Here is a 22,736-nt window from a genome sequence, read left to right on the forward strand (position 1 = left end):
AGGAGCGTGCATGGCAGATATGCCCAAACCGCGGCTGGCGGCAGACGAATTTCAACAACGCCTACTGGCTTGGTTCGACCGTTACGGCCGTCACGACCTGCCGTGGCAGTCGCCACGCAGCGCCTATCGCGTCTGGGTGTCGGAAATCATGCTGCAGCAGACCCAGGTCACCACCGTCATTCCTTACTTCGAGCGTTTTATGGCGCGCTTTCCCACCCTGGAGGCACTCGCTACCGCGCTGCAGGATGAAGTGCTGCACCTCTGGACAGGGCTTGGCTACTACGCCCGTGCGCGCAACTTGCATAAAGCCGCCCAAGTTGCGTTGGCGGAGCATGGTGGCAAATTGCCAACAGACAGTATTGACGAATTGGTGGCACTGCCCGGCATTGGCCGTTCCACCGCAGGCGCTATCATTGCGCAAAGTAGAGGGGAGCGGGCTGCCATTCTGGATGGCAATGTAAAGCGCTCGCTCACCCGGCTGCATGCACTGCCCGGCTGGCCGGGCAAGCCTACCGTGGAGCGAAAACTGTGGGCGCTGGCCGAGTACTACACGCCAACAGCGCGGCTGGCGGATTACACCCAGGCGATCATGGATTTTGGCGCCACGCTATGCAAACGCAGCAAGCCAGATTGCCCAAGTTGCCCGTTTAACGATGTTTGTTTGGCCTATGCGCGCGGTGAGCCCCAGCGCTACCCGGAATCCAAACCCAAAAAGGCGCTGCCCACACGACAAACGATCATGCTAATGCTGCGTGACCCGGAAGGCCGGGTATGGCTGGAAAAGCGCCCTCCTAGCGGTTTATGGGGTGGGCTGTGGGGCCTGCCGCAGTTTGACAAGCATAGCGAGCTCAACGATTGGCTGGAAGCTCATGCCGTTAACCCCGCGCGTGAACGTGCGGCGCCCAGTTTTCACCATACGTTCAGCCATTTTCGCCTGGAAATTACCCCGCAACCCGTGACCTGCGATAGGCTGGGTGGTGTACGCGAAAGTGGCGTATGGTACGACATCAACCATCCGCCCGCGCTGGGCTTGGCAGCCCCGGTTAAAGCGCTGCTCAGCCAGCTAACGCCATTTACCCTCAATCCCACCCCAGGCCACGCCTAAGCGTTATCTGGGGCTATAAGTAACCAGTCACTTCAAGAGGAGTACGTTATGAGTAACACGGTTTTTTGCCGCAAGTACCAGAAAGAGCTCGAAGCGCTGCCCTTTCCGCCCTTGCCGGGTAAGCAGGGCCAGGAGATTCAGGCGACCGTTTCCAAGCCCGCCTGGGAAGCGTGGCAGTCGCTGCAAACGCGTTTGATCAATGAGAAGCACCTCAACATGCTCGACCCTGAATCACGTGCCTACCTTATGGAACAGATGCAGCGCTTCCTGGACAATCAGGAAACCGATCAGGCCGAAGGGTATGTACCGCCCACTCAGGCATGACTTTGCAGGTCCGCTATCGCTTCTCTGCCATGTGAAAAGCAGGGCAACTGACTTGTAATGAGTAGGGCCAGGCTTAGATGGGAAGACTCCGCAGCGCATGCTTCTCATCGCACCGGTGTAGAGCAGAACACTCCTAAGCATCCGTCTCGCAAGAAAGTTTCACAAAGGTGTTGACGAAAAGCGGCGTTTTTAGTTTAATACGCACCGTTGGCAGCGGCCAGATAGCTCAGTTGGTAGAGCAGGGGATTGAAAATCCCCGTGTCGGCGGTTCGATTCCGTCTCTGGCCACCACACTGCTGGGGTATCGCCAAGTGGTAAGGCACCGCTTTTTGGTAGCGGCATTCCCAGGTTCGAATCCTGGTACCCCAGCCATTGCCAACAAGATTTCTTGTTGATTGCAAAGCCTAACAGCGAAGCAATCATGTTCTCAAGAAAACGTGAAGCGCCGACATAGCTCAGTTGGTAGAGCAACTGACTTGTAATCAGTAGGTCCCGGGTTCGACTCCTGGTGTCGGCACCACTGAAAAAGTGGTTAAAAGTTAAGCGTCAGAGAATTAGATTAAGCCGTCCGAAAGGGCGGCTTTTTCGTACGCGCCTAAAAAGTATCTACACGTAGGTTATCCACACCTCTGTTTTTATCAGGGTGTGGATAAAGGGCTATACCGCGGTGTGTTTCTGTCAGAGTCTGTGTCTTAACAGTCGTGCGGTTTATAGCTTTAATAATAACGATTAGATATACCGTTCATTGATTTAATAAAGATGCACCGCTTCAAAGCTAGCCAACGGTTCATTGTTATCACTCGATAGTACAAGCCTTGCGCCCTCCACACGCCATGCGGTTGCCTGTTTGAGGGCGGCTAGAAAAGTGCGCTCAGTTTCCATTTGGGGCACCGGGCAGGCCCTTTTAGTGGCGGCGACTTGGTTGAACGCGATGTGTTCGTTCTCTACTTGATAGCTGCCCATTAGCGTATTACAGCCGGTGGCACCTGCTAAGCGCGAAGCATCTTGGTGCAGCACCATGTGGGCTTCTCGAAAGTTCTCTTGGGCGATGATCGGCGCGCCATCAAGCCTCACCAGCTTCCAATACGTATTGATTAACGATTCATCCGGGGGCTCCATTGTCTCGTGGTTACCAAATGTCGTCGATGAGCAGCCAGCGGCAGCAAAGAGAATACTGATCAATACGTAAAGCGTTAGCTGCCGAATCAACGCATTACTCCTTATTCAGGTGGCGGTGTATTTGGGTTTTGCTTGGTTAGGTAGATAACTTATCGGGCTGTCCACCCTATGAATCATCGATTTCATTTCAGTCGCTGCATGCGCTAAGCACCCCTTCCATTCTCTGTTTGCCATACATCCTGCCACTGCCAATCGTCCTTATGAACGTAGGCCACCAATATTTTCTGGTAGGGTAGTGAGGCTAAATAGTCCTGGATCTCGGTGTTCGATGTCTCGACGCCTGGTAAGTCGGCATAGCCCTTAAACGCAGGAATATCAGGGATATGTTGGCTAGGGTGAATGAACGCACTGCCAAGCGTATCCAGAAATTGCTCAATTGCTTTTCGTGTGATCAATAACTGCTCACGCGAAGTGGGGTCTAGGCTGGCGCTGGCAAAGCAGGCAATGGCAATGGCTTGGTATAAGCGTGCTATGGCTAGCGAAAGCGCTTTGCTACTGGTCTCGCTGTGATAATAGTGCAGGATTGGATAGGCTAAATGTTGCTGGCCTAAGGTACTGATGGACTGTTGTAACGGCTGGAGTTGGCTAACTAATGTTGCAAATTTTCCGTCGCCGCTTGTAGACGCAAGTATTTGCTGTGGATTTTCGCCCAGTGCGCTGATGGTCAGGGACGTTTGGCGTTTTTGAATAACATGGGTGATGATATTCAAAATATAAGTAATCGATAGCGTAAAAAGGAAAAAGCCGTTAGCTGCAGCCAAAACAGGTGGAAGACGCCAATTATCATTACCGGCAACAAAGTCACCATAGCCCAACGTTGTGAGGGTGTAGCCCGTATAGTAAGCGCGCTCAACTAAGCTAGCGGTAGCGTTTGAAGAAGACAGCACCACGGCCTGCGGTGAACTACAAAACAGTAAAAACCAACCCAGCCAAGCGACTAGAAACCATGTCAGCAGTAGTGCCATTGTTATCCATGGGCCCGTAGAGGACAACATGGTATGGCTTTTTCGCCGACGATGAATACCTAGTAGCATAAACCATAGCCCACTGACCAACCGGTTAGTCAGTGGGCCTGAACTGGATACCGATAAAGTGGTGCGAATCGCGTCGTAAACCACCAGCAAAATAAGTAAGGTGCCTATAACCCCCATTAACGTGCTTCCAATCACTACCAATGCTCCTTTGATATAAATGTGCCACTACCTTGCGGCGGCTAGTTCACCATTAATGTCGCTATTCCCGCCAAGTAGAGGCCGATAATGACCAGGCTTTCAAAGCCGATACGGCCAGGCCCCTGCTCTTGGCGATGCAACAGGCCCAGCATTAATACGCCTGTCATTAACACCGCGAGAGCAACCCATAACATTACCTGATCGGGAATGACGTGATAAATTGAGCCGCCGCGATAAGCCACATCTGACGCGGCGGCAAACAGGGTATCAAACGCATTACCGCCAATAATGCCTGCCACCGCGAGGGTTAGCGCCCCACGGCGCACCGCCGCAACCGTTGTTACTAGCTCAGGTAATGATGTCACTATTGAGGTCAGCAGAACGCCGACAGCCGCTTGGCTAAGGCCGGTTTCTGCCGCAATCACCGTAGCGCTTCGTTCCAGTAGCCAGCCGGTGATGCCGATCGTAAGCGCAAGACCTACAAACAGCAGCCATAAACGCACCAGCGTTAGCTTTCCGGGCGACTCATCGGGCTGGTCTTCACGCGTCTCACGCGTACGAGTCGGGGACCACATCGGGCGGGTTTGGGCATTTTTAACCAGCTTTAGCCCAAACAGGTAAGCAATAAATAACAGCGGTGTGATGGGGTGTACTTGCCAGAAAGTCCATTCGGGCGTAAAGCGACCTAACAGCAACAGACTGAGTAAGCACAGCAGTAGGGCGCCTTGAATCAGGTTGCCAAGGGAGGCAGCGGCGTGTTCGAGATTAGCGCGCCGATATACCATGTCAGCGATCGTTAAAAATAGCGTTTGAACAGCGATACCACCCAGCGCATTACTCATTGCCAGTTCAGGTTTATCGGTCCAGGCGGAAGAAACCGACACCACAATGCCTGATAGTGAGGTAGCCATCCCAAGTAAGACAGCACCAGCTATCGCCTCACCTAACCCGGTGCGGTCAGCTAGGTCGTCAACAATTCGTGCCAGCCGAGTACCAATGATGCCAATAACGACTGCGCAAACGCTGAACAGTGCAAAAGCGACGGTTAGCGACATATCACTAAGTAATGTGAGCATAAATGAACCCGGTCAGGGTATCTCGTCTCGGGAGTTCGATAATGGTGAAAAGCTTTACAATATCGGCGATTTGATTCAGTTTTCACTGGGCCAAGCCGTCACCACTACCTCATAAATACGCCAATCGTAATGGTTTAAAAACTGAGCAGCGTCGCGTAAGTGTTGAGCCAAATTCTCATCGCTATGGGGCACCACAAATGCTTCGCCGCTAAAGATGTGCCCTTCCTCACGTAAGCGCACGGCGGCACTGGCGACCCACCCCATGGCACATAATTGCTCTTCCAGCTCTTCAGCAAGGTGTTCCGGTTCAGCTTTAGAAGTAAAACGGGGTCTTCGGTCGAGAAGGTCACCCACCGCCTCCTTCACATTAGTCACGCCATCCTTGGTGACATCAAGCGCGATAAGCGCACCTGCCAACGCATCCGCCCACCATAGGCCAGCGCCAACGCCGACGATTCCTGCGATAGCGGCAAGCCCCGTCATCCAATCCGCCTTACTCATCTTGCCATCCACAAACACCGTTTTTTCATGCACTTTTTTAGCGGCTTTCATCTGTAAATGGCCGATGATGACCGGTGGGATGACGCTATAAATCAGCGCACCAATCATTAACCACCCCATCCAGAAAGTAGTGCCGAAGAACTCGACGGCGCCAATGCTGGGGTGCTCCATTTTGGCGAGCTTCAGCAGCGAATCAAGCAGCAGGATACTGCCGAGTAGCGCCAACGCCGTGGCTGCACAGAGAAAAGCGATACTGGTAGCTCGCTGATAGCCATAGGGAAAGACTTCATTAGGCGCTCGGTTGCGATAACGCATGGCGACCAGAAAAGCGATAGGAGGAATTAAAGAGAGCATGTCTTCAAACCAAGCTACTCGCATGGCCTGACTACTGCCTAGCACTAAAGCCAGTACGCCGACGATGGAAATGCGAAACCCCAGGTTCCACCATTCAAGCCGCACGAGGTAATCAAGGTCTTTCTGTTTATCAGGGGGGCAGTTGATACGCTTGCCTTACTTTCATTGCGTCGCCTCCAGTTGCTGCAGTCGCTGCTCAATGTTGGAGTAGCCATTAAGGTGGCGTTGCAATGCCAGCATCCAAGCGTTCTCACCTTTGGGCAGCGCCATTACCTGCTTATCGGTAATGATCTCCCAGGGGCCGGCTACCAACCCGTGCGCCGATAACCACCAAGTAGGCCCGGCAACGGGTCCCTCGGCACGGGTGATATTGGCAACTTTGATCGGCTTGGCATTTCTTTCTTTAAGGGCTGTATACATATGATTAACAGGAGGAATAGCGACTTCAAGACCCTCTAGCGAAGTGGGCAACGGTATCCCTGACGGAAAACCGACGGTATAGCGGCTTTGATAATAGGGGCGGGTCAGCGCCGCTTGTTGGCTCAGGCGGGAGCTATTCGTTAATCCCCCTATTACCAGGTCAAGTTGACGATGCTGCAGAGCGGCTAGCAACCTATCTTCACTGCCCCAATGCCAGCGGATTTCTGCATTAAGCCGTTCCGCCAATGAGCGGATGATGTTTGGTTCTAGGCCAGCAGGGCCGTCTTCACGGCGGACCACCCAAGGCGGGTTTTCAGTCAATCCGACTTCCAGCGCCCCTCCTTGGAGTCGTTCCATCGTATGTTCTATGTCTTGGGGATAGTGGCACCCTGGTAAGGCCAGCGCTAACAATACGCCTAATACAACGATTAAAAGTGCGCGCTGAGACCCAAAAAAGCCTTTCCCTTTTTTGGTTTTCATAGCGAACTCCCTGATAACAGTGACGCTGCCCAGCGATAACGGCTAGGCAGCGTCAATGCCTTAATGGTAATTAATGTTTATTTAGTTCAGCTAAAGTAAGTGCCCGTTAGCCGTTAATCCCAACTGATGGGGCGCCTCTGCTAATTAGGGTCATTCTTCCCGAGCGTAAAATCCGGCGGATCGCTGGCCGGGAAGCTTTCATCGCTCATTTCATCGACATGTTCCTGTTGCTTGCGAAAAGCATTGAGCTTTACGAATTCACTCAATGGCTTTGCTAGCACCCAGTGCTCGTCTTGGCGGGTTAATTCCTGATTAGACACGCTGTAGGTATTGCCATCGCTGGCTTCAAGCGCTACCCGCTTTAGGTACTTATCTTTAATAAAGTGGCCGATAAGCTGTTGCTTATCATCATAAACTGGATTTTTCACGGTAACTACCTCATCAGATAAACGTAATAGCGGTCAAGAAAGGCTCAATGCTCGACTGAGATCGAGGCTATTCGCTGCTCTTTGGATCGACCTCATCTGTTTTTTTATCAATATTGTCTTTATGCGCTTTTTTCTCCTTCGCCAGCTGTGCGCCAGAAAAAGGGGCTGCCTCAAGAGAGGTGTTATGGCTTGGTGAAGAGTTTTTATCAGCTTTCTGATTATCGACGTTTTCGTCGGGTCGAAAGGGCTGGGGCTCTTCATGATGGGAGCCTTCATGCCCAGCTTGCTGATTGTCAGTAGGCATGTCCTTATCTAGCAGTTGCTTGGCCTTCTGACGCTCTTCGCGCTTATCAGTGGATTGACGGTTCATGATTTCCCTCCTGGATAATGTCGCCGTAAGATTTATATCAATGGTCCTAAGAAATTCTGACTAACGGTTTTCTTGCAGCGCATTTTTTAAGTTTGGCGGCGTGCGCGCCGGCTTGCCTAATGCTTTGAGCCCATGGCGGCGCCTTCTACCCCATTAATGCCTCCTGAGATGAGGCGCTTTAGCAATAAAGCTCTTCGAGAACTGTTTTAAAGACGCTTTGATCGTCTCCAGAGCATCCGGATCCCCATGCAGCATTGCTGACATATAGGCCTTTGCCTGTTGTTTGGAAATATGAGGTGGAATGGGGGGAATGTCAGGATCTGTATGAAAATCAATAACGGTGGGGCAGTGATTGGCAATGGCCTGATCCCAGGCGCTACCAATCTGCTCTGGATCGGTTACTTCAATGCCTTTCAAGCCAACCAAGTCGGCATACTGCGCGTAGGAAAAGTCAGGCAAGTCCTGTGATGCTTCATATTTAGGGTCGCCATCCTGAACACGCATTTCCCAGGTAACCTGGTTAAGATCGCGGTTATTAAGGACGATGACAATGAGCCGTGGATCATCCCAGCGTTTCCAATATTTACCAATAGTGAGCAGTTCAGCATTGCCGCTCATTTGCATGGCACCGTCGCCCACAAAAGCGATTGAAACACGCTCAGGGTAAGCAAATTTGGCTGCGATGGCGTAGGGCACCGCGTTTCCCATGGTTGCCAGGCCGCCGGAAACCGAGCCGCGCATACCGGTACGAAACTTAAGATCGCGCGCATACCAATTGGTAGCCGAGCCGGAGTCACAGCTGAGCAGGCACCTGTCGGGCAAGCGCTGTGAGGCTTCCCAAAACACGCGTTGTGGGTTGATGGGGTGTGCGTCACCCATCGCGCGTTCACGCAGCAGCTCCCACCATTCGGCGACATCGGCTTCAATCGCCTGCTGCCAATCACGATTACTTTTATGCGTTAGCAGAGGGATCAGGGCCTGGAGCGTCAGGCGAGTATCGCCGGTGAGGTTGACGTCCATGGGGTAACGCATGCTCAACATGCGGGGTTCGATATCAATCTGCACGCCGCTTGCTTGGCCCTCGGGCGGTAAAAACTCCGAATAGGGGAAGCTAGAGCCAATCATCAATAACGTGTCGCACTCTGCCATGAGTGTCCAACTGGGGTTGGTGCCTAGCAGCCCAATCGAGCCCGTTACGTAAGGAAGATCATCAGGCAGCACATCTCGCCCCAGCAAGGCTTTAGCAACACCGGCGCCGAGGCGGGTGGCAACTTCTTCAACTTCTCTCTCGGCACCTCTAGCCCCCGCGCCGACTAAAATAGCCACTCGCTCCCCGGCGTTGAGTATGTCTGCCGCATGGGCCAGGGAGTGCTCGTCGGGTATCACGTTGGCGGACGTATAACCCACGCCAGAGTGAACGGTGCCATGGGCATGTGCGGGGATCTCAACCGCTTTTTGAGACTGTAAGTCGTTGGGTACCACAATGGCGGTAACGGTACGTTCACCGGCGGCGATGCGCATGGCGCGATCAATCAAATGACGAACCTGCCCAGGGCTGGTCGCCAGGTGTACAAAATCACCTGCCACATCCTTAAATAAAGAGACCAAGTCCACTTCTTGCTGGTATTCACCACCTAACGCTGTGCGGGCCTGCTGGCCTACGATAGCGACGACCGGTATGTGATCTTTTTTAGCGTCGTAAAGGCCGTTAAGTAGATGTATCGCGCCCGGCCCGGAGGTAGCCATGCAAACGCCCACCTCGCCGGTATATTTTGCATAGCCACAAGCCATGAACGCTGCCATTTCCTCATGCCGTGGCTGCACAAAGGTAATCGAGTCGTCAGCGCGATTGAGCGCGCCCATCAATCCATTATTACCGTCCCCGGAATAGCCGAAAATATGCGATACCTTCCACTGTTTCAGCCTATCAATGATGAAGTCGCTGACTTCTTGTGTCATCCCTGACCTCCTATCTCATACCGTGGTGGTTAGTTTAGGTAACCGTTATTAAAAAATGTTTGAAATTAAGGACCTTCTTTGGTGGTGGTAACAGGCAGAAAGGAGACGGTGCTGCTACCTACGGCTTTACATAAACGTCAAAACTCTCTCTATAAACTGGCGCAAGCTAAACAGCCAATATAGTGGTAAATGTGCTCTGTTAGTCAACTACCCCATCTGAAGCAATATACGTTACTGTTCAAACCTATAAATCAACCATTACAAATATTTAAGAGGAGTTAAATACTAGTTGCGAGCATGTAATCATACCTAAAATACTGTAGGCATTAGGTGGGTGTGGCGTCCAGCTGCTGGGTAAGTAAAAGTTATCTTTAACATAAGTAGAAGATTTTCTACAATTTTATTGCTACTCGCCCCTCCCCGTCATGCTCCCTCAAGGGAAGCGTTAATATTTTACATTGGTGAGCTGACAGAAGCAGTGGTGGCTTTCCGGTTATTGTTCCAGTGGGTGAGCAGTCACCCTTTCAGTAACGCTATTATAAAGCTAAAAAATAACTAATTAGGGCGGATGCAGACACTGAGTGCAACACCGTCAATGTATAGATGACAGGGCCTCATGGTACTTCGCCATCTGCTCGCTCATCACCTCAATAGGGCACTTGAAGTCGAAGCGCTTTCGGGGGCGCATGTTCAACTCAAGTGCGATCTCATCCAGTTCTTGCTGGGTATAGACCGATAGATCCGTTCCCTTGGGCAAGTACTGCCGTATGAGACCATTGATATTTTCGTTGGCGCCTCTCTGCCACGGACTATGTGGGTCGCAAAAATAAATGGCAATACCGGTATTCTGGGTAATCTTGGCGTGCTGCGTCATCTCGCGCCCCTGGTCATACGTCATGCTCTTCCGCGCAGCCAATGGCATCCGGTTCAGCGCAGCGCTAAAGCCTTCCACGGCCGAGGTGGCGGTCGCATCGTTCATCTTCGCCAGGATCAGGTAACCGCTTTTCAGTTCTACCAGGGTTCCGACAGCCGATGCGTTGCCCTTGCCTTTGATCAGGTCGCCTTCCCAGTGCCCGGGAAATTCACGTTTCTCTACCTCGGGAGGGCGGAGGTGGATGCTGACCATATCAGGAATCTGGTTGCGTCGATCAACTTGCCCACGTCGGGGCTTACGGGTGGATTTTCCTTGCCGCAAGCAGTGAATCAGTTCCTTTCGCAGCTCACCGACGGGCAACGCGTAGATAGCACTGTAGATCGTTTCACGGCAGACGTAGGCGTCTCGGAGGTCAGGGATATTCATATTCCTGAGCTTGCCGCTAACCTGCTCGGGTGACAAGCGCCGACGCAGCATGTACTGAATCAGTGCGAACCGAGGGCTGCCCGGAAACAGTTTTCGCCTTGGTCGACAATTGTCTCGGCGGTCATGACGGCGCTGTTGCGCGTGTGACGGGCGGTAATGGCCATCGGACGATCCATTGCGCCGTATCTCTCGACTGATCGTCGCCGGGGACCGCTCAAGCAGGGCTGCTATCTTCCTGATGCTCAAGCCTTGTGCGAGGCTGACTTGGATCGTCGCACGCTCTTCTATGCAAAGTTCAGAATATGACATGGGGTCAACACCTTACCGGTTTGGTCAGGTGTTGCACTCAGAATTTGCGGCCAAGTAGCCTGAAGATCATGAGAATATGCAACACTCCTACTACTACCTGAATACGCTGCTCGACAAAGAAGCACCGAAAGGCCGGTGGGCTGAAGGCCCCTCTCTAGATGGTAAGAGTGAGTATTCAGTCGTCAATCAACCTGCTCCTGAAGGTCAGGAACCAACATTGGGAAATGCTAAGCCAGGTTCGGGTGCTCAAAAAGAGCAAATCTGAGCTTACTAGCCAAACGAATGTAAGCATATGAACGCGTAGGTTTAAAAAGGAGAGTCTGCAATGGAAAGCAAACACTTGGTAGATTGGCTTCGAGATGCGCATGCAATGGAGAAGCAAGCGGAGAAAATGCTGCAATCCCAAGCACATCGCTTAGAGCATTATCCGCAACTGCAAAAGCGTATTGAAGAGCACATTGAAGAAACCAAGAACCAATCGCAAAAGCTTGAACACTGCTTAACGCTCTTGGGCGCTGATACCTCCACGTTCAAAGATATGGGCGCTGAATTAACCGCCTTTGGCCAAGCAGTGGGCGGTATGATGGCGGAAGATGAGGTGGTGAAAGGTGGTATTGCGAGTTACGCGTTCGAAAATTTTGAGATAGCTAGTTATAAAGCCATTATCAAAGCGGCTGATATGGCGTCACAACCTGAGGTCTCCCAAGTTTGTAAAGAGATTCTTCAGGAAGAAATAGCCATGGCCGATTGGCTGAGTAAGCACTTGGACGATACTACTCAGCAATTTTTAGCGCGTGATAAGGATGATGATTTGCGCGCTAAGACTTAGCTTTTGCTAAGGCCTAGCTTTTGAGACATCGCTTTTTTGCTCTTTCTCCCATCAGAGCAAAGCCCATTCCCCAGCTATAATGCTGGGGTTTTTTCTGCCAGCCGATTCAATGATGGACCGCCCGGCTGTCTACCGCAACGCCGTTCAATGCGCCAGAAGGCGGCTCAGGTCGGCCATCACCGCCTCTTTAGGGTCATCTTCGCGAATCAGCAACTGAGCGTCGCCATCACGGTCGAAAGCGAAGACGGCGTTGGAGTGCGATACATCGTAATTGCCAGTGTCGTCTTTCTCACCATAACCGTACGTGACGCGGTAGCGGCGCGTCAGGGCCTGTAAAGCCTCTCCATCACCGGTCAAGCCGGTAAACTCAGGGCCGAATGCGTCGGTATACTCTCGCAACTTGGCGGGGTCGTCGCGGTCAGGGTCGACAGACACAAAAAGTACTTGCAAATCGTTTTGGGCCTCTTCCCCCAATTCCTGCGAGATCGCTGCCAGATTCGCCAGGGTGGTGGGGCAAATATGCGGGCAATGAGTAAATCCGAAGAAGAGCAGGGTGATATTACCGGCATAGTCGGCTTCAGTGACCGAGCGGGCTTCTTCACTGATTAGCTCGAAATCCAATGGTGGCATAAGCCCGGAGATATCCTTGGTCTGCCAGCTTGGGTCAGAACAGCCGACCAGCCATAGCATTCCTGACAACAGCGCGGTCTTGCATCCTGTTTTATACATAGCGTTATCCATAGCGATACATGGACGAACGTTTACCGAGCAAACGGCCGATAATGATCAACACCGCCAGCACACTCATCATGGTCGCTGGGATCCAGGTGATCAGGCCGCCGAGCCGCTGGTCCGTTAATGGTGCCAGTGGCCAAGCACGACCACAAACGGCATACACGTCAAACAGCACGTTATGGCTGAAGGTGAGGTAGGCGCCCAGCAACATCTGGGGCGGCACCACGGCAAGCAACAGGGTAATGCGTACGCCATAGCTGAGCCCGCCATTTGCGGGCCAACGGGAATCGAGTATTAACCACCAGAAGAGTAGCCCATCAACCAGCATGCTCCAGTTCATCAACTGGTAGAGACGATGACTCAGCATTGCGTCGAAATGAACCTGGGGAGTTAACCAGAAGTAGATCAGGCCCACGAACAGCAGTGGAGCGATAACCGGTTGCTGCAAAAGCCGATACCCAGGCCTGAGCATCTGCACAGCGAAAGTAACCGTTGGCAAATTTCTCACCCGATGCGGTATGCCTGCGGTGAGTATTGCCAGCGGGGCCGATAAGGCAATCAGAAATGGCGCTAAATGATGCAGCACTAAATGCTGGCCGCGGTGGACGAAAAACATGTATTGCGCTAAATAATCGAAATGTGTCTGAGACACCGTATAAATAGCCACGATACCCAAGAAAAAGGCGAAAGGGCGCCAGAATCCTTCATGCAGACCACAGCGCCGCCGATGAAGCAGGCCGCGGACATAGAGACCTGCGCTAGCCAGGCAGGCGAGAGTCCAGCTAGGGGAGAATTCCCAAGGCAGCAGATAAGCAAGGCTACTGTCGAACTCCCCCATTACACCTCCTAAATAGCAGCACCTTGGTAAGGATAGACACTACAGAAAATTTTTCCCGATCAGCCTGTATCTGGCTACGCATGCCGCAGCTTGGCCGCCCTCGGGTGAGACGCCGCCGCTTTTATGGCCCAGCATTGGTTGCCATTACTGAGCTGTATCACCATGGATGCCGCTGGCCCAAGGGTCAATCGCGGTAACAAGCGGTGGTTGGCGATAGGCGTCAAGTTTCCCAATGCCGAACGAGGGCGCCTGGCGATGTATGGTTATGCCTGTATTGCCTGCCATCGGATTCCAGGGTTAGTTGGGCCACAAGCCGATGTTGGTCCACCTTTGGCGGGAATGGGAGAGCGCCGCTACATCGCAGGGGTGCTTTCCAATAACAACGATAATAGGGTGCGTTGGCTTCGTCATCCCACCCAAGTGGGCCCTCTTACTGCGATGCCAGACCTGGAGGTCACGGAGCAGGACGCCAGAGATATAGCGGCGTATCTTGAAACGCTCACTGAATAGGCTTAAAAACTACGCCGCTCTTTAAGGATGTACTCGGGCGGCGAGGTGTGAAAGCAACGGCTTGTGAGCCTGGCTATTAGTTCAAAATTAGCTTTTAAGACCTGAATTCACCTTGAAACATGGTGCCTTCAGGGGCGCCTTGTACACCACTGATAATTTCCTCTGTGATACAAGCATTGCCACCTAATTGCTTAATTTCTTCCGGGCTATCAGCGTATTCCAGCGCCTCATTAAATGGATAGCCTAGCTGGTTAATATTTTCTCTTATCTCTTCTATCGCTGCTTCAAACTGCTCGAAATTCTCAATTTTAAAGCCAAGGTGGGAGGAAAAAGCTTTTACAGGCTTAATCCAGAAGGGATAGTTTAAGGTGACTTGATCAAATGGCGTTTCTGAAAAGGGGTCAACACCGCAAAAGCGAGGCACTACTTCTGGAATAACTTTTTGCTGCTCCATTCGGCTCCAGAGTTTATGCTCGCACTTTAAAACACTGGGCGGATGCAGACACTGAGTGCAACACCGTCAATGTATAGATGACAGGGCCTCATGGTACTTCGCCATCTGCTCGCTCATCACCTCAATAGGGCACTTGAAGTCGAAGCGCTTTCGGGGGCGCATGTTCAACTCAAGTGCGATCTCATCCAGTTCTTGCTGGGTATAGACCGATAGATCCGTTCCCTTGGGCAAGTACTGCCGTATGAGACCATTGATATTTTCGTTGGCGCCTCTCTGCCACGGACTATGTGGGTCGCAAAAATAAATGGCAATACCGGTATTCTGGGTAATCTTGGCGTGCTGCGTCATCTCGCGCCCCTGGTCATACGTCATGCTCTTCCGCGCAGCCAATGGCATCCGGTTCAGCGCAGCGCTAAAGCCTTCCACGGCCGAGGTGGCGGTCGCATCGTTCATCTTCGCCAGGATCAGGTAACCGCTTTTCAGTTCTACCAGGGTTCCGACAGCCGATGCGTTGCCCTTGCCTTTGATCAGGTCGCCTTCCCAGTGCCCGGGAAATTCACGTTTCTCTACCTCGGGAGGGCGGAGGTGGATGCTGACCATATCAGGAATCTGGTTGCGTCGATCAACTTGCCCACGTCGGGGCTTACGGGTGGATTTTCCTTGCCGCAAGCAGTGAATCAGTTCCTTTCGCAGCTCACCGACGGGCAACGCGTAGATAGCACTGTAGATCGTTTCACGGCAGACGTAGGCGTCTCGGAGGTCAGGGATATTCATATTCCTGAGCTTGCCGCTAACCTGCTCGGGTGACAAGCGCCGACGCAGCATGTACTGAATCAGTGCGAACCGAGGGCTGCCCGGAAACAGTTTTCGCCTTGGTCGACAATTGTCTCGGCGGTCATGACGGCGCTGTTGCGCGTGTGACGGGCGGTAATGGCCATCGGACGATCCATTGCGCCGTATCTCTCGACTGATCGTCGCCGGGGACCGCTCAAGCAGGGCTGCTATCTTCCTGATGCTCAAGCCTTGTGCGAGGCTGACTTGGATCGTCGCACGCTCTTCTATGCAAAGTTCAGAATATGACATGGGGTCAACACCTTACCGGTTTGGTCAGGTGTTGCACTCAGAATTTGCGGCCAAGCTGGTCACAGAAGGTGAGGGGATTCCATACTCTTTGCATAGAATGGGGACTAAAACACTGGTAGGAAAGTCCCATTGTGCAATAATGGCGTCTACGGTGCCTGGATAGCTAGCGAGTTCTTCTCTTGCGGATTCCAGCACTTCATTAAAAGAGAACTTTTTTGCTTCAACCGCTGTATCGACCGTGAGCAGGCCGTGTATCTCCAGCTCTTTTGACTGGCGCAACGTTTCAAGCATGGCTTTTTGCTTATCTTCTAAGGCTACTATGAAAATATTCCTTTTCATGATGACGTCCTTGAAAGTTAAAAGTAGCAATAAAATAATGACGTAACTAAGCACTAATGAGCTTTAAAAAGTGCATAAGGGATTATAGAGCTTCAAGATCATTTCTTTCAGTATCAATAACATATGTTATAACTGGTTCGGCTGTTTTTATATTTAATAAATATCAATAATAACTTATATTTACACGTTATAACCCAATATTACTATTTTATTTAGCCTGCTAATTTTTTTATGCAGTGAGAGTTAACGTATGTTAAGAAATGACTCTTAAAAATGGTGGCTAAGCTTGTGGAAACGCGACGTATTAACTATTATTCTACCTCTTTGTTAACTTTTTATATGTACATAGATTGTAAGGTTTTTCTTTGCGAGTCAGGTTTTGTCTAACTACAAAGGAGTGTAGAGAAGATGAGCAATGCAATTGATATGCACAGTGAAGTTTTTAAAGGGAGCGACCATTATGCTCAGTTACCCAGCGTGATAGGCTTGCAAGCCAAGGACATTAATCTTGGCAATATACTCAGCCATTATGCAGAGATTGGGACTGACTCTATAGGTCTTTTGTCGAGTGCTAATGTTAAAAGTATGGAGTTGAAAAGAAACCAAAAGCTATACTCTTTGTGCCAGGGAAGGGCAGAAATATTTGTTGTAAAACAAGGCTGGGTAAGCTTGTGCCATACTTTTAAAAGTCATGGGCAAGATATATGTAATGTCTACATGCCGGGCGATATCGTTGGCTTGCGAGAAAGTTTTTTCGATAATCATGATATTACGATACTGGGGTTGCAGAACTGTCAGTTAGATAAAGTGTCTGTTGACGAAGTGCATGATTTATTTAAAGAAAATACAGATATAAGAAGAGCTGTCGTTTCTTATATCATGGTGAATGACAACATTACTATTGAAAGGCTTAGAAGTTGTACTCACCATAAGGCTGAAGAGCGCGTTGCGCATTTTTTGCTTGAAATATATGCAAGATATAATTTCAAAAAGCTGAATGATTCAAATGTGTTTTCTTTTCCTATTACTCAAGAGGTGGTAGGCGAGCTGTTAGGTATCACAAGCGTTCACGTTAGCAGGTGCATGACTTCTTTAGAACAAAAAAAAATGATTAGGAAGAGTAGGAATAGTATTAAGCTATTAGAGCCAGAGTTGTTGGCAGAGTATACTGGTTTTGATGAAAATATAATTTATGGTCATCTCCGCTTGTTTTGAGTTTGTTCGCTTTGAATAAGTAGAGTCCTATGATAGAGAATTATTATGAATTGGTGATGGCGTTTGTTGAAGTAGGCACTTTTTTAATCTGGGTGGTTTTTGCCCAGCTATTTTTTCTAACGTTTAAGCGCCAGCGGCGTGCTCGTTTTATTATTCATACGGAAGGCTACGACTGTAGCAGTATGAAGCTTGCATTTACGAATATGGCGGCTGAGCCTGTTTATGTAAGGAATGTATTCTTTATTATTGAGTGTGGTGAGAATAAGAAAGTTTACAATCTTGATAATTTACATGGAGAAGGGCTTTTTAAAAAAGAAGTTGATGGTAGCGATAAGTGGGAATATCAAGGCACTATTCTTCCTGGAAGTTGTGTCAAGCTAGAGGTGGGTGGAATATTTTATCCTTGCCTTTCAAAGAAGGAAGAGGAAGCTAGACACGATGTTATTCATATTAAACCGGGCGACAATATTAATATATTCGTTGTCTTTTTTCATGGGGCAGATAAGCGGTTGTTAGGCGCTTCTCGGCATTTTAAGTTTTTTCAAACGTCAGTAGGCGATTTTTTTAACCCGTTAAGTTGGAATACAACCTCTTGGTCAACTGTTCATGAGCGGAAAAAATTGATTCGAACCTTAAAGCAGGAGAGAGAAGATTACCCAGGGTTTAGCTAACGTAGAAGATTTAATTAGCGCAGATAACGCATATAAAGAAAGCTTCAATTTTTTTCACGTAACACACGTTATGAAAAACGTTATTAACCCTTGCATGCTGATTTTGTTTGTCTACGCTGTGCCCTGCAACATCATTCGATCTGAAACCTAATCATACAAGGAGTGGATTAGATGACAGTCAAAAGCACACCGCTAAATGCGGTAAACGCCCATAAGCAATATAGCGAAATGGCGGATTCCCCTAGTGTTCAGCGCACAACAGAAGCTCAGCGCGCCCAGGTTGAAAGCAAACAGGTTCAAAGTGAACAGGTACAGGATGTCTACCCATCGCGCTTGGCCAATACGCCTGAGAAAACCTGGCTGCCGCGACAAGAGGCGGTCGTGAAAGGTCGCCAGCTTTCCGGCCCCTTAAGCCAAGCGCAGCTTGATGAGTTCGAGCGCAAAGGGTTTCTGTTTATTCCCAACCTCATTGAAGGCGCGGAGCTTGATGAGCTACGTCAAGAAATGACGGCGCTGATGAGTAACGATGAGTACCGCAATAAAGAATTCAGCGTGACAGAGCCAGAAAGCCAGGAAATCCGCTCACTCTTTGCGGTGCATTTCCTCTCTGAACGCTTAGGTGAACTGGCCAGCGACGAGCGGGTAGCGGGCGCTGCGCGTCAAATTATTGGCGATGACCCCTACGTGCATCAGTCGCGGATCAATTATAAGCCGGGGTTTGCCGGTAAGGGCTTTAACTGGCACTCCGATTTTGAAACCTGGCACGCGGAAGATGGCATGCCGGCGATGCATGCAGTGAGTGCTTCGCTAATCTTGACCGACAACCACGAGTTCAACGGGCCGTTAATGCTGATTCCCGGTTCACACAACAAGTTTGTGCCGTGCCTGGGGGAAACGCCGGAGGATAACCACAAAAGCTCGCTGAAAGCGCAGGAAGTGGGCGTGCCAAGCCCAGAAGCGTTAACCGAGCTAGTGGCTGAACACGGTATTGAAGCACCGAAGGGTAAAGCGGGCGGCTTGTTGCTGTTCGATTGCAATACGCTACATGCGTCGAATGCCAACCTTTCGCCTGACCCACGTAGCAACGTGTTCTTTGTTTTTAATCGTCGCGATAACCGTTGTGAGGCGCCCTATGCGGCAGCTAAGCAGCGTCCTGACTTCTTGGCTCACAGCCTTGACCAGCAGGCGCAGCAGTATCGCTAACGAGTGGTGGGGAAACAAATTGATGGCTGAAGGTTGTGGAACCTTCGTCTAGGTGGGGTAAACTGTTGCGTCTGCGGCACGCATAATGAGAAGGAGAATACCCGCCATGCGTTTTGTTCTACAGTTCACCGATGGCCAGGAGTTTCCCCACGCGTTGGGCAAAGTTGTCTGCATCGGCCGTAATTATGCCGACCATGCGAAAGAGCTGGATAATCCGGTTCCCACTGAGCCGTTGCTGTTTATTAAGCCGTCGACCAGCGTTGTGGATCTAACCAAGCCGTTGGACCCGCCGTTTTCACGCGGCGACGTGCATTATGAAGTTGAGCTTGCGCTATTAGTGGGTGAAACCTTAACCCATGCCACGATGGATGAAGCCGAGCGGGCGATTGTCGGTATCGGCTTGGCGATGGATTTAACCTTACGTGATGTGCAGACGGCGCTTAAAGAGAAGGGCCATCCTTGGGAAATCGCCAAAGCCTTTGATGGCGCCTGCCCGCTTTCGTCGTTTTTGCCATTAAGCCGGGTGCCCAATTGGAATGCGCTGGCTTTCACGCTTGAGATTGATGGTGAAGAGCGCCAGCACGGCGAGGGGGCTGATATGATTTTTGCTATCCCGTCCTTGGTGGCCGAAATGAGCCGCCACTTTACCCTTGAACCGGGTGATGTCATTTTGACCGGTACGCCTTCAGGCGTTGGAAAACTCGTTCGCGGCTCGTCACTGCGCTTAACCTTGACTGGTGGTTTGAAAATCGAAACCAGCGTAGTCGAGTAGTTAAACGAGTTGCGAGACCATCGAGGTATATGTTGAGTACGCGATCACCAAGGTTATTGTAAATTGTGACGATCAAAGAAAACGCCACCCCGTAATCAGGGTGGCGTTTCTTGTTTTAGCCGACAAAAACGTTCGCTAGGGCCAAGTGGCTCAAGCCGCGTTACTCAAGATACGTATAGCCTTCCAGCCCTTCGCTCAAGCTTGCCGCAAAGCGGGCTTGTTCATCGGCCGTAAAGCCGCTGGCGGCTAACTGGTCGGTGAGCTTTTGCTTAAGCACGTTGGCATTGAAGTTGACGTAGGCAAGCACCTGCGCCACTGAATCACCCGCTAGCGGGTTGGAGAGCGTCCACTCGCCATCGGCATTAAGCGCGGCATCGACAGAGTCGGTATCGCCGAACAAATTGTGTAAATCGCCAAGAATTTCCTGATAGGCACCTACCAGAAAGAACCCTAACCAACGCTCGTCATCAGATGCCCACTCGGGCAGAGGCAGGGTGCTCTCCACGCCCTGGCCATCGACATAGCTGTCGATGCGGCCATCGGAGTCGCAGGTGATATCCTGTATCACTGCTCGACGCGTTGGCGCTTGATCCAACCCGCTAAGGGGCAGCACCGGGAATATCTGCTCGATGCCCCACACGTCAGGCACCGATTGGAACAGGGAGAAGTTGACGAACAGCTTGTCGGCCAGCTTCTCCGCTAGCTCGTCCATGATCTCTCGGTGGGCACGGTTACGGGTGTCAAGTTGGGTACGCAGCCTCGCGCAGGCAGCCATGTAGACACGCTCGCCTTCCGCGCGGGCGGTAATGTCACTCAGGCCCATGACAAAACGGTCCTGCAGTTCGCTGACCGCCTGAAGCAGGTCGTGCCAGGCTTCCACCAGCATGCGTGGCTCTTGGTGCGTTGCCAACTGCTCAAACACCCGCCAGAGAAGCTCTACTTGGGCATCTTCCTGTTTCTCTTCTTGGCCCTTTCCTAGCGAATAGCGTTCAGGCGGCGTGTTATCAATACGCTCTTCGCCAATTACGTTGGTGATTAGCACCGCGTGGTGGGCGGTTAGCGCGCGGCCGGACTCGCTGATCAGATGCGGCTGGGGCAGGTCGGCCTCTTGGCATAGCTGGGCAAAGGCACTGACGACATTGCGCGCGTATTCGCGCATCGAGTAGTTGGCCGAGCAGAAGCTGCGCGAGCGGGTGCCTTCGTAATCGATTCCTAAGCCGCCGCCAACGTCCACGGTATCGATGGGCGCGCCCAGCTGCATCAGGTTTTGATAGAAACGGGCGCACTCGCGCAGGCCACGCTGGATATCGCGGATGTTGGCGATCTGCGAGCCCAAGTGGAAGTGCACCAGTTGCAGGCTTTCCAGCGCGTCCTCGCGACGAAGGGTGTCGACCACCTCGAGAATCTGGCTGGCGGTCAGCCCGAACTTGGATTTTTCACCGCCGGTATTCTGCCATTTGCCTTTGCCCACCGAGGCAAGGCGGGCGCGCAGGCCAATACGCGGGGTAACGTCGAGTTCGCGGGCCTCTTCCAGGATCATCTGCAGCTCTGAGAGCTTCTCGACCACCAAATAAACCTTATGGCCGAGCTTCTCCCCCAGCAGCGCCAGACGCACGTACTCGCGGTCTTTGTAGCCATTACAAACGATTAGCGAGGAGCCGCCATCGGAAAGCGCCAGCACCGCCAGCAACTCCGGCTTGCTGCCCGCTTCTAGCCCCACGCGGCCACTCCCGCGCTCGGCGGTGGCCAGAATTTCTTCCACTACGCGGCGCTGTTGATTCACTTTGATGGGGTAAACGGCGGTGTAACCACCTTGATAGTCGCAATCACTCATGGCGGCATCAAAGGCGCCACACAGCTGTTCGACCCGGTCATGGAGAATATCGCTAAAGCGCACCAGTACCGGCAGGCGTAGCCCGGCGCTTTGTAGTTGACGCACCAGCGCACTCAGCGGAAGCGCCGGGCCTTCTGCATCGCTACCCAGCGGGCGGACAAGGGCTTGGCCGTGGTCATCGACATCAAAGTAGCCGCTGCCCCATTGATCGATATTCCAGGTGCGCCGAGCACGCAACGCAGGGCTAGTAGTGGCCGTCACACTCATGCAGTTACCTCAGGCAGCGGCAGCGCACCGTGGGCAATGCGCGCGGTTAAAATAGTACGGAAACGCTCCGGGTCGTGGGGCGTTAAATCATGCGCTGGCGGGTCAACGTAAACCACCAGCAGACGTGATAACCAATAACGCAGCGCCGTCATGCGCAGCATGGTGGGCCATAGCTCGCGCTCATCCGCCGTTAATGGTCGGCGTGCCAGATAGGCGCTCAATAGCGTGTCATAGCGCTCTGCGTTAAGCGTGCCGTCGTCGTTGGAAGCCCAGTCGTTGATTACAATCGCCAGGTCGAACAGCAGATCGCCGGTGCAACCGTTATAAAAGTCGATAATACCGCCCAACTGATCACCCTCAAAGAGGGTATTGTCGCGGAAAAGGTCGCCGTGCAGAGCGCCTTGCGGCAGCTCATTGTGCTGAATAAAGGCGCCCTCAAAATCGTCGACTTCATCCTTCATCAAGGTTTGATCTGCTGGGCTTAGATAGCTCAGCACCTTGTGGTGCATCACATGCAGCCAGTTGATATCCCGCGGATTCGGACGGTGGCCGGGAAAGCGTTTTGAAACCACGTGCAGGCGGCCCAGGGTATCGCCCAGGGCGTGGCACTGAGCCAAGTTGGGCGCTTCCGGATGACGGCCGGGCAGGCGTGGAAACAGCAGCGCCGGTTTACCTTCCAGGCTATGCAGGGCAACGCCTTCGCGGTCATGAATCGTGCCGGGCACCGGCAGGCGGTGCTCGTCTAAATAGTCGAGCAGTTCGACAAAAAACGGCAGCTCTTCATGCTCGCCCTGTTCGAACAGGGTTAACACCAGCTCGCGGCGGTCAGTGGTGACAAAAAACGTCGAGTTTTCGGTGCCGCTCGCCACCCCCTGTAGGGAAACGAAACTGCCAACATCAAATTTTTCTAAAAACGCGGCGACCTGTGCGTCGCTAAGCGGGGTAAATACAGCCATGAGAGTCTCGCCCAGGTTGCTAAGCCCATTATTGTAGCGGCTTGGTCGCTGAG

Annotated in this window: 25 protein-coding genes and 3 tRNA genes; 12 read left to right on the plus strand and 16 right to left on the minus strand. The window is 51.8% G+C overall.

Annotated elements, in window-relative coordinates:
- The first annotated feature begins 10 nt into the window (after positions 1-10).
- From mutY to KO116_RS04790, 5 genes are all read left to right on the plus strand, one after another.
- Positions 11-1,105 carry an A/G-specific adenine glycosylase gene (gene mutY / locus KO116_RS04770; protein WP_035555795.1) on the plus strand — a complete coding sequence of 365 codons (1,095 nt, stop codon included), beginning with the start codon at positions 11-13 and terminating at the stop codon, positions 1,103-1,105.
- 48 nt (positions 1,106-1,153) lie between these two features.
- Entirely contained in the window at positions 1,154-1,429 is a 276-nt protein-coding gene (locus KO116_RS04775) for an oxidative damage protection protein (protein WP_008957624.1), read from the plus strand.
- Between the two features lie 215 nt (positions 1,430-1,644).
- A tRNA-Phe gene (locus tag KO116_RS04780) sits at positions 1,645-1,720 on the plus strand.
- Positions 1,721-1,726: 6 nt separating this feature from the next.
- Positions 1,727-1,801: transfer RNA gene (locus tag KO116_RS04785), tRNA-Gln, on the plus strand.
- A gap of 72 nt (positions 1,802-1,873) precedes the next feature.
- Positions 1,874-1,949: transfer RNA gene (locus KO116_RS04790), tRNA-Thr, on the plus strand.
- A 230-nt stretch (positions 1,950-2,179) separates the two neighbouring features.
- Here the strand turns inward: KO116_RS04790 and KO116_RS04795 are convergent.
- From KO116_RS04795 to KO116_RS04835, 9 genes are all read right to left on the minus strand, one after another.
- Positions 2,180-2,638, minus strand: coding sequence for an META domain-containing protein (locus KO116_RS04795; protein ID WP_052703727.1), 459 nt, complete (start codon positions 2,636-2,638; stop codon positions 2,180-2,182).
- A gap of 113 nt (positions 2,639-2,751) precedes the next feature.
- Positions 2,752-3,777, minus strand: a complete 1,026-nt coding sequence (locus KO116_RS04800; RefSeq protein WP_035555793.1) for a potassium channel family protein — start codon at positions 3,775-3,777, stop codon at positions 2,752-2,754.
- Between the two features lie 44 nt (positions 3,778-3,821).
- On the minus strand, positions 3,822-4,856 hold the full coding sequence (locus tag KO116_RS04805; RefSeq protein ID WP_035555791.1) for a sodium:calcium antiporter: 1,035 nt from the start codon (positions 4,854-4,856) through the stop codon (positions 3,822-3,824).
- Positions 4,857-4,931: 75 nt separating this feature from the next.
- Positions 4,932-5,816 carry a cation transporter gene (locus tag KO116_RS04810; RefSeq protein WP_235272505.1) on the minus strand — a complete coding sequence of 295 codons (885 nt, stop codon included), beginning with the start codon at positions 5,814-5,816 and terminating at the stop codon, positions 4,932-4,934.
- Positions 5,817-5,873: 57 nt separating this feature from the next.
- Positions 5,874-6,611: a substrate-binding periplasmic protein gene (locus KO116_RS04815; protein ID WP_035555787.1), complete on the minus strand. Its 738-nt coding sequence runs from the start codon at positions 6,609-6,611 to the stop codon at positions 5,874-5,876.
- 140 nt (positions 6,612-6,751) lie between these two features.
- Complete coding sequence (locus tag KO116_RS04820) at positions 6,752-7,039, minus strand: hypothetical protein (protein ID WP_035555785.1); 288 nt, start codon at positions 7,037-7,039, stop codon at positions 6,752-6,754.
- A gap of 67 nt (positions 7,040-7,106) precedes the next feature.
- Entirely contained in the window at positions 7,107-7,409 is a 303-nt protein-coding gene (locus KO116_RS04825) for a hypothetical protein (RefSeq protein ID WP_035555783.1), read from the minus strand.
- A 153-nt stretch (positions 7,410-7,562) separates the two neighbouring features.
- Positions 7,563-9,368 carry a thiamine pyrophosphate-requiring protein gene (locus KO116_RS04830; protein ID WP_035555781.1) on the minus strand — a complete coding sequence of 602 codons (1,806 nt, stop codon included), beginning with the start codon at positions 9,366-9,368 and terminating at the stop codon, positions 7,563-7,565.
- A gap of 592 nt (positions 9,369-9,960) precedes the next feature.
- Positions 9,961-10,977: an IS30 family transposase gene (locus tag KO116_RS04835; protein ID WP_035565389.1), complete on the minus strand. Its 1,017-nt coding sequence runs from the start codon at positions 10,975-10,977 to the stop codon at positions 9,961-9,963.
- Positions 10,978-11,053: 76 nt separating this feature from the next.
- Between KO116_RS04835 and KO116_RS24515 the strand changes: the two genes are divergently transcribed.
- Both KO116_RS24515 and KO116_RS04840 read left to right on the plus strand, forming a co-directional pair.
- Positions 11,054-11,242 carry a hypothetical protein gene (locus KO116_RS24515; protein WP_235272506.1) on the plus strand — a complete coding sequence of 63 codons (189 nt, stop codon included), beginning with the start codon at positions 11,054-11,056 and terminating at the stop codon, positions 11,240-11,242.
- A 60-nt stretch (positions 11,243-11,302) separates the two neighbouring features.
- The gene (locus KO116_RS04840) at positions 11,303-11,806 is read left to right on the plus strand and encodes a ferritin-like domain-containing protein (RefSeq protein WP_035565238.1); all 504 of its coding nucleotides are present in this window, start codon (positions 11,303-11,305) and stop codon (positions 11,804-11,806) included.
- A 144-nt stretch (positions 11,807-11,950) separates the two neighbouring features.
- Here the strand turns inward: KO116_RS04840 and KO116_RS04845 are convergent, their stop codons facing one another.
- Both KO116_RS04845 and KO116_RS04850 read right to left on the minus strand, forming a co-directional pair.
- Positions 11,951-12,535, minus strand: coding sequence for an SCO family protein (locus KO116_RS04845; protein WP_035565240.1), 585 nt, complete (start codon positions 12,533-12,535; stop codon positions 11,951-11,953).
- Positions 12,536-12,539: 4 nt separating this feature from the next.
- On the minus strand, positions 12,540-13,379 hold the full coding sequence (locus KO116_RS04850) for a cytochrome c oxidase assembly protein (protein WP_035565241.1): 840 nt from the start codon (positions 13,377-13,379) through the stop codon (positions 12,540-12,542).
- 123 nt (positions 13,380-13,502) lie between these two features.
- Between KO116_RS04850 and KO116_RS04855 the strand changes: the two genes are divergently transcribed.
- On the plus strand, positions 13,503-13,889 hold the full coding sequence (locus KO116_RS04855; RefSeq protein ID WP_052703728.1) for a c-type cytochrome: 387 nt from the start codon (positions 13,503-13,505) through the stop codon (positions 13,887-13,889).
- A gap of 94 nt (positions 13,890-13,983) precedes the next feature.
- Here KO116_RS04855 and KO116_RS04860 read toward each other — a convergent pair whose 3' ends face one another.
- The 3 genes from KO116_RS04860 to KO116_RS04870 all read right to left on the minus strand — a co-directional run bounded on the left by KO116_RS04860 (position 13,984) and on the right by KO116_RS04870 (position 15,765).
- Positions 13,984-14,343 carry a hypothetical protein gene (locus KO116_RS04860; RefSeq protein WP_035565242.1) on the minus strand — a complete coding sequence of 120 codons (360 nt, stop codon included), beginning with the start codon at positions 14,341-14,343 and terminating at the stop codon, positions 13,984-13,986.
- A 66-nt stretch (positions 14,344-14,409) separates the two neighbouring features.
- The gene (locus tag KO116_RS04865) at positions 14,410-15,426 is read right to left on the minus strand and encodes an IS30 family transposase (RefSeq protein ID WP_035565389.1); all 1,017 of its coding nucleotides are present in this window, start codon (positions 15,424-15,426) and stop codon (positions 14,410-14,412) included.
- Between the two features lie 24 nt (positions 15,427-15,450).
- Entirely contained in the window at positions 15,451-15,765 is a 315-nt protein-coding gene (locus KO116_RS04870) for a hypothetical protein (protein WP_035561933.1), read from the minus strand.
- Between the two features lie 408 nt (positions 15,766-16,173).
- Between KO116_RS04870 and KO116_RS04875 the strand changes: the two genes are divergently transcribed.
- The 4 genes from KO116_RS04875 to KO116_RS04890 all read left to right on the plus strand — a co-directional run bounded on the left by KO116_RS04875 (position 16,174) and on the right by KO116_RS04890 (position 19,626).
- Positions 16,174-16,980 (plus strand): Crp/Fnr family transcriptional regulator, encoded by an 807-nt coding sequence (locus KO116_RS04875; RefSeq protein ID WP_035561935.1) that lies wholly within the window; start codon positions 16,174-16,176, stop codon positions 16,978-16,980.
- A 29-nt stretch (positions 16,981-17,009) separates the two neighbouring features.
- Positions 17,010-17,651: a hypothetical protein gene (locus KO116_RS04880; protein WP_035561938.1), complete on the plus strand. Its 642-nt coding sequence runs from the start codon at positions 17,010-17,012 to the stop codon at positions 17,649-17,651.
- Positions 17,652-17,822: 171 nt separating this feature from the next.
- Entirely contained in the window at positions 17,823-18,854 is a 1,032-nt protein-coding gene (thpD, locus tag KO116_RS04885; protein WP_035561940.1) for an ectoine hydroxylase, read from the plus strand.
- Between the two features lie 106 nt (positions 18,855-18,960).
- Entirely contained in the window at positions 18,961-19,626 is a 666-nt protein-coding gene (locus KO116_RS04890; protein ID WP_035561943.1) for a fumarylacetoacetate hydrolase family protein, read from the plus strand.
- 160 nt (positions 19,627-19,786) lie between these two features.
- On the opposite strand, the gene speA is transcribed toward KO116_RS04890, so the two are convergent.
- Positions 19,787-21,727, minus strand: a complete 1,941-nt coding sequence (speA, locus tag KO116_RS04895; protein ID WP_035561946.1) for a biosynthetic arginine decarboxylase — start codon at positions 21,725-21,727, stop codon at positions 19,787-19,789.
- A complete protein-coding gene (locus KO116_RS04900; RefSeq protein ID WP_035562468.1) occupies positions 21,724-22,683 on the minus strand; it encodes a homoserine kinase in 960 nt (319 codons plus the stop codon). Before KO116_RS04900 ends, speA begins: the two co-directional genes overlap by 4 nt.
- Between the last annotated feature and the right edge of the window lie 53 nt (positions 22,684-22,736).

It is taken from the genome of Halomonas sp. KO116 (genome assembly GCF_000734975.2).
Taxonomy (GTDB): Bacteria; Pseudomonadota; Gammaproteobacteria; order Pseudomonadales; family Halomonadaceae; genus Vreelandella; species Vreelandella glaciei.

Coding starts and splice junctions, on each gene's coding strand:
- mutY (WP_035555795.1), top strand. CDS start 11: ATGGCAGATATGCCCAAACCGCGGCTGGCGGCAGACGAATTTCAACAA.
- KO116_RS04900 (WP_035562468.1), bottom strand. CDS start 22,683: ATGGCTGTATTTACCCCGCTTAGCGACGCACAGGTCGCCGCGTTTTTA.
- KO116_RS04835 (WP_035565389.1), bottom strand. CDS start 10,977: ATGTCATATTCTGAACTTTGCATAGAAGAGCGTGCGACGATCCAAGTC.
- KO116_RS04815 (WP_035555787.1), bottom strand. CDS start 6,611: ATGAAAACCAAAAAAGGGAAAGGCTTTTTTGGGTCTCAGCGCGCACTT.
- speA (WP_035561946.1), bottom strand. CDS start 21,727: ATGAGTGTGACGGCCACTACTAGCCCTGCGTTGCGTGCTCGGCGCACC.
- KO116_RS04855 (WP_052703728.1), top strand. CDS start 13,503: ATGGCCCAGCATTGGTTGCCATTACTGAGCTGTATCACCATGGATGCC.
- KO116_RS04880 (WP_035561938.1), top strand. CDS start 17,010: ATGATAGAGAATTATTATGAATTGGTGATGGCGTTTGTTGAAGTAGGC.
- thpD (WP_035561940.1), top strand. CDS start 17,823: ATGACAGTCAAAAGCACACCGCTAAATGCGGTAAACGCCCATAAGCAA.
- KO116_RS04830 (WP_035555781.1), bottom strand. CDS start 9,368: ATGACACAAGAAGTCAGCGACTTCATCATTGATAGGCTGAAACAGTGG.
- KO116_RS04890 (WP_035561943.1), top strand. CDS start 18,961: ATGCGTTTTGTTCTACAGTTCACCGATGGCCAGGAGTTTCCCCACGCG.
- KO116_RS24515 (WP_235272506.1), top strand. CDS start 11,054: ATGCAACACTCCTACTACTACCTGAATACGCTGCTCGACAAAGAAGCA.
- KO116_RS04825 (WP_035555783.1), bottom strand. CDS start 7,409: ATGAACCGTCAATCCACTGATAAGCGCGAAGAGCGTCAGAAGGCCAAG.
- KO116_RS04805 (WP_035555791.1), bottom strand. CDS start 4,856: ATGCTCACATTACTTAGTGATATGTCGCTAACCGTCGCTTTTGCACTG.
- KO116_RS04840 (WP_035565238.1), top strand. CDS start 11,303: ATGGAAAGCAAACACTTGGTAGATTGGCTTCGAGATGCGCATGCAATG.
- KO116_RS04875 (WP_035561935.1), top strand. CDS start 16,174: ATGAGCAATGCAATTGATATGCACAGTGAAGTTTTTAAAGGGAGCGAC.
- KO116_RS04870 (WP_035561933.1), bottom strand. CDS start 15,765: ATGAAAAGGAATATTTTCATAGTAGCCTTAGAAGATAAGCAAAAAGCC.
- KO116_RS04850 (WP_035565241.1), bottom strand. CDS start 13,379: ATGGGGGAGTTCGACAGTAGCCTTGCTTATCTGCTGCCTTGGGAATTC.
- KO116_RS04860 (WP_035565242.1), bottom strand. CDS start 14,343: ATGGAGCAGCAAAAAGTTATTCCAGAAGTAGTGCCTCGCTTTTGCGGT.
- KO116_RS04865 (WP_035565389.1), bottom strand. CDS start 15,426: ATGTCATATTCTGAACTTTGCATAGAAGAGCGTGCGACGATCCAAGTC.
- KO116_RS04775 (WP_008957624.1), top strand. CDS start 1,154: ATGAGTAACACGGTTTTTTGCCGCAAGTACCAGAAAGAGCTCGAAGCG.
- KO116_RS04845 (WP_035565240.1), bottom strand. CDS start 12,535: ATGTATAAAACAGGATGCAAGACCGCGCTGTTGTCAGGAATGCTATGG.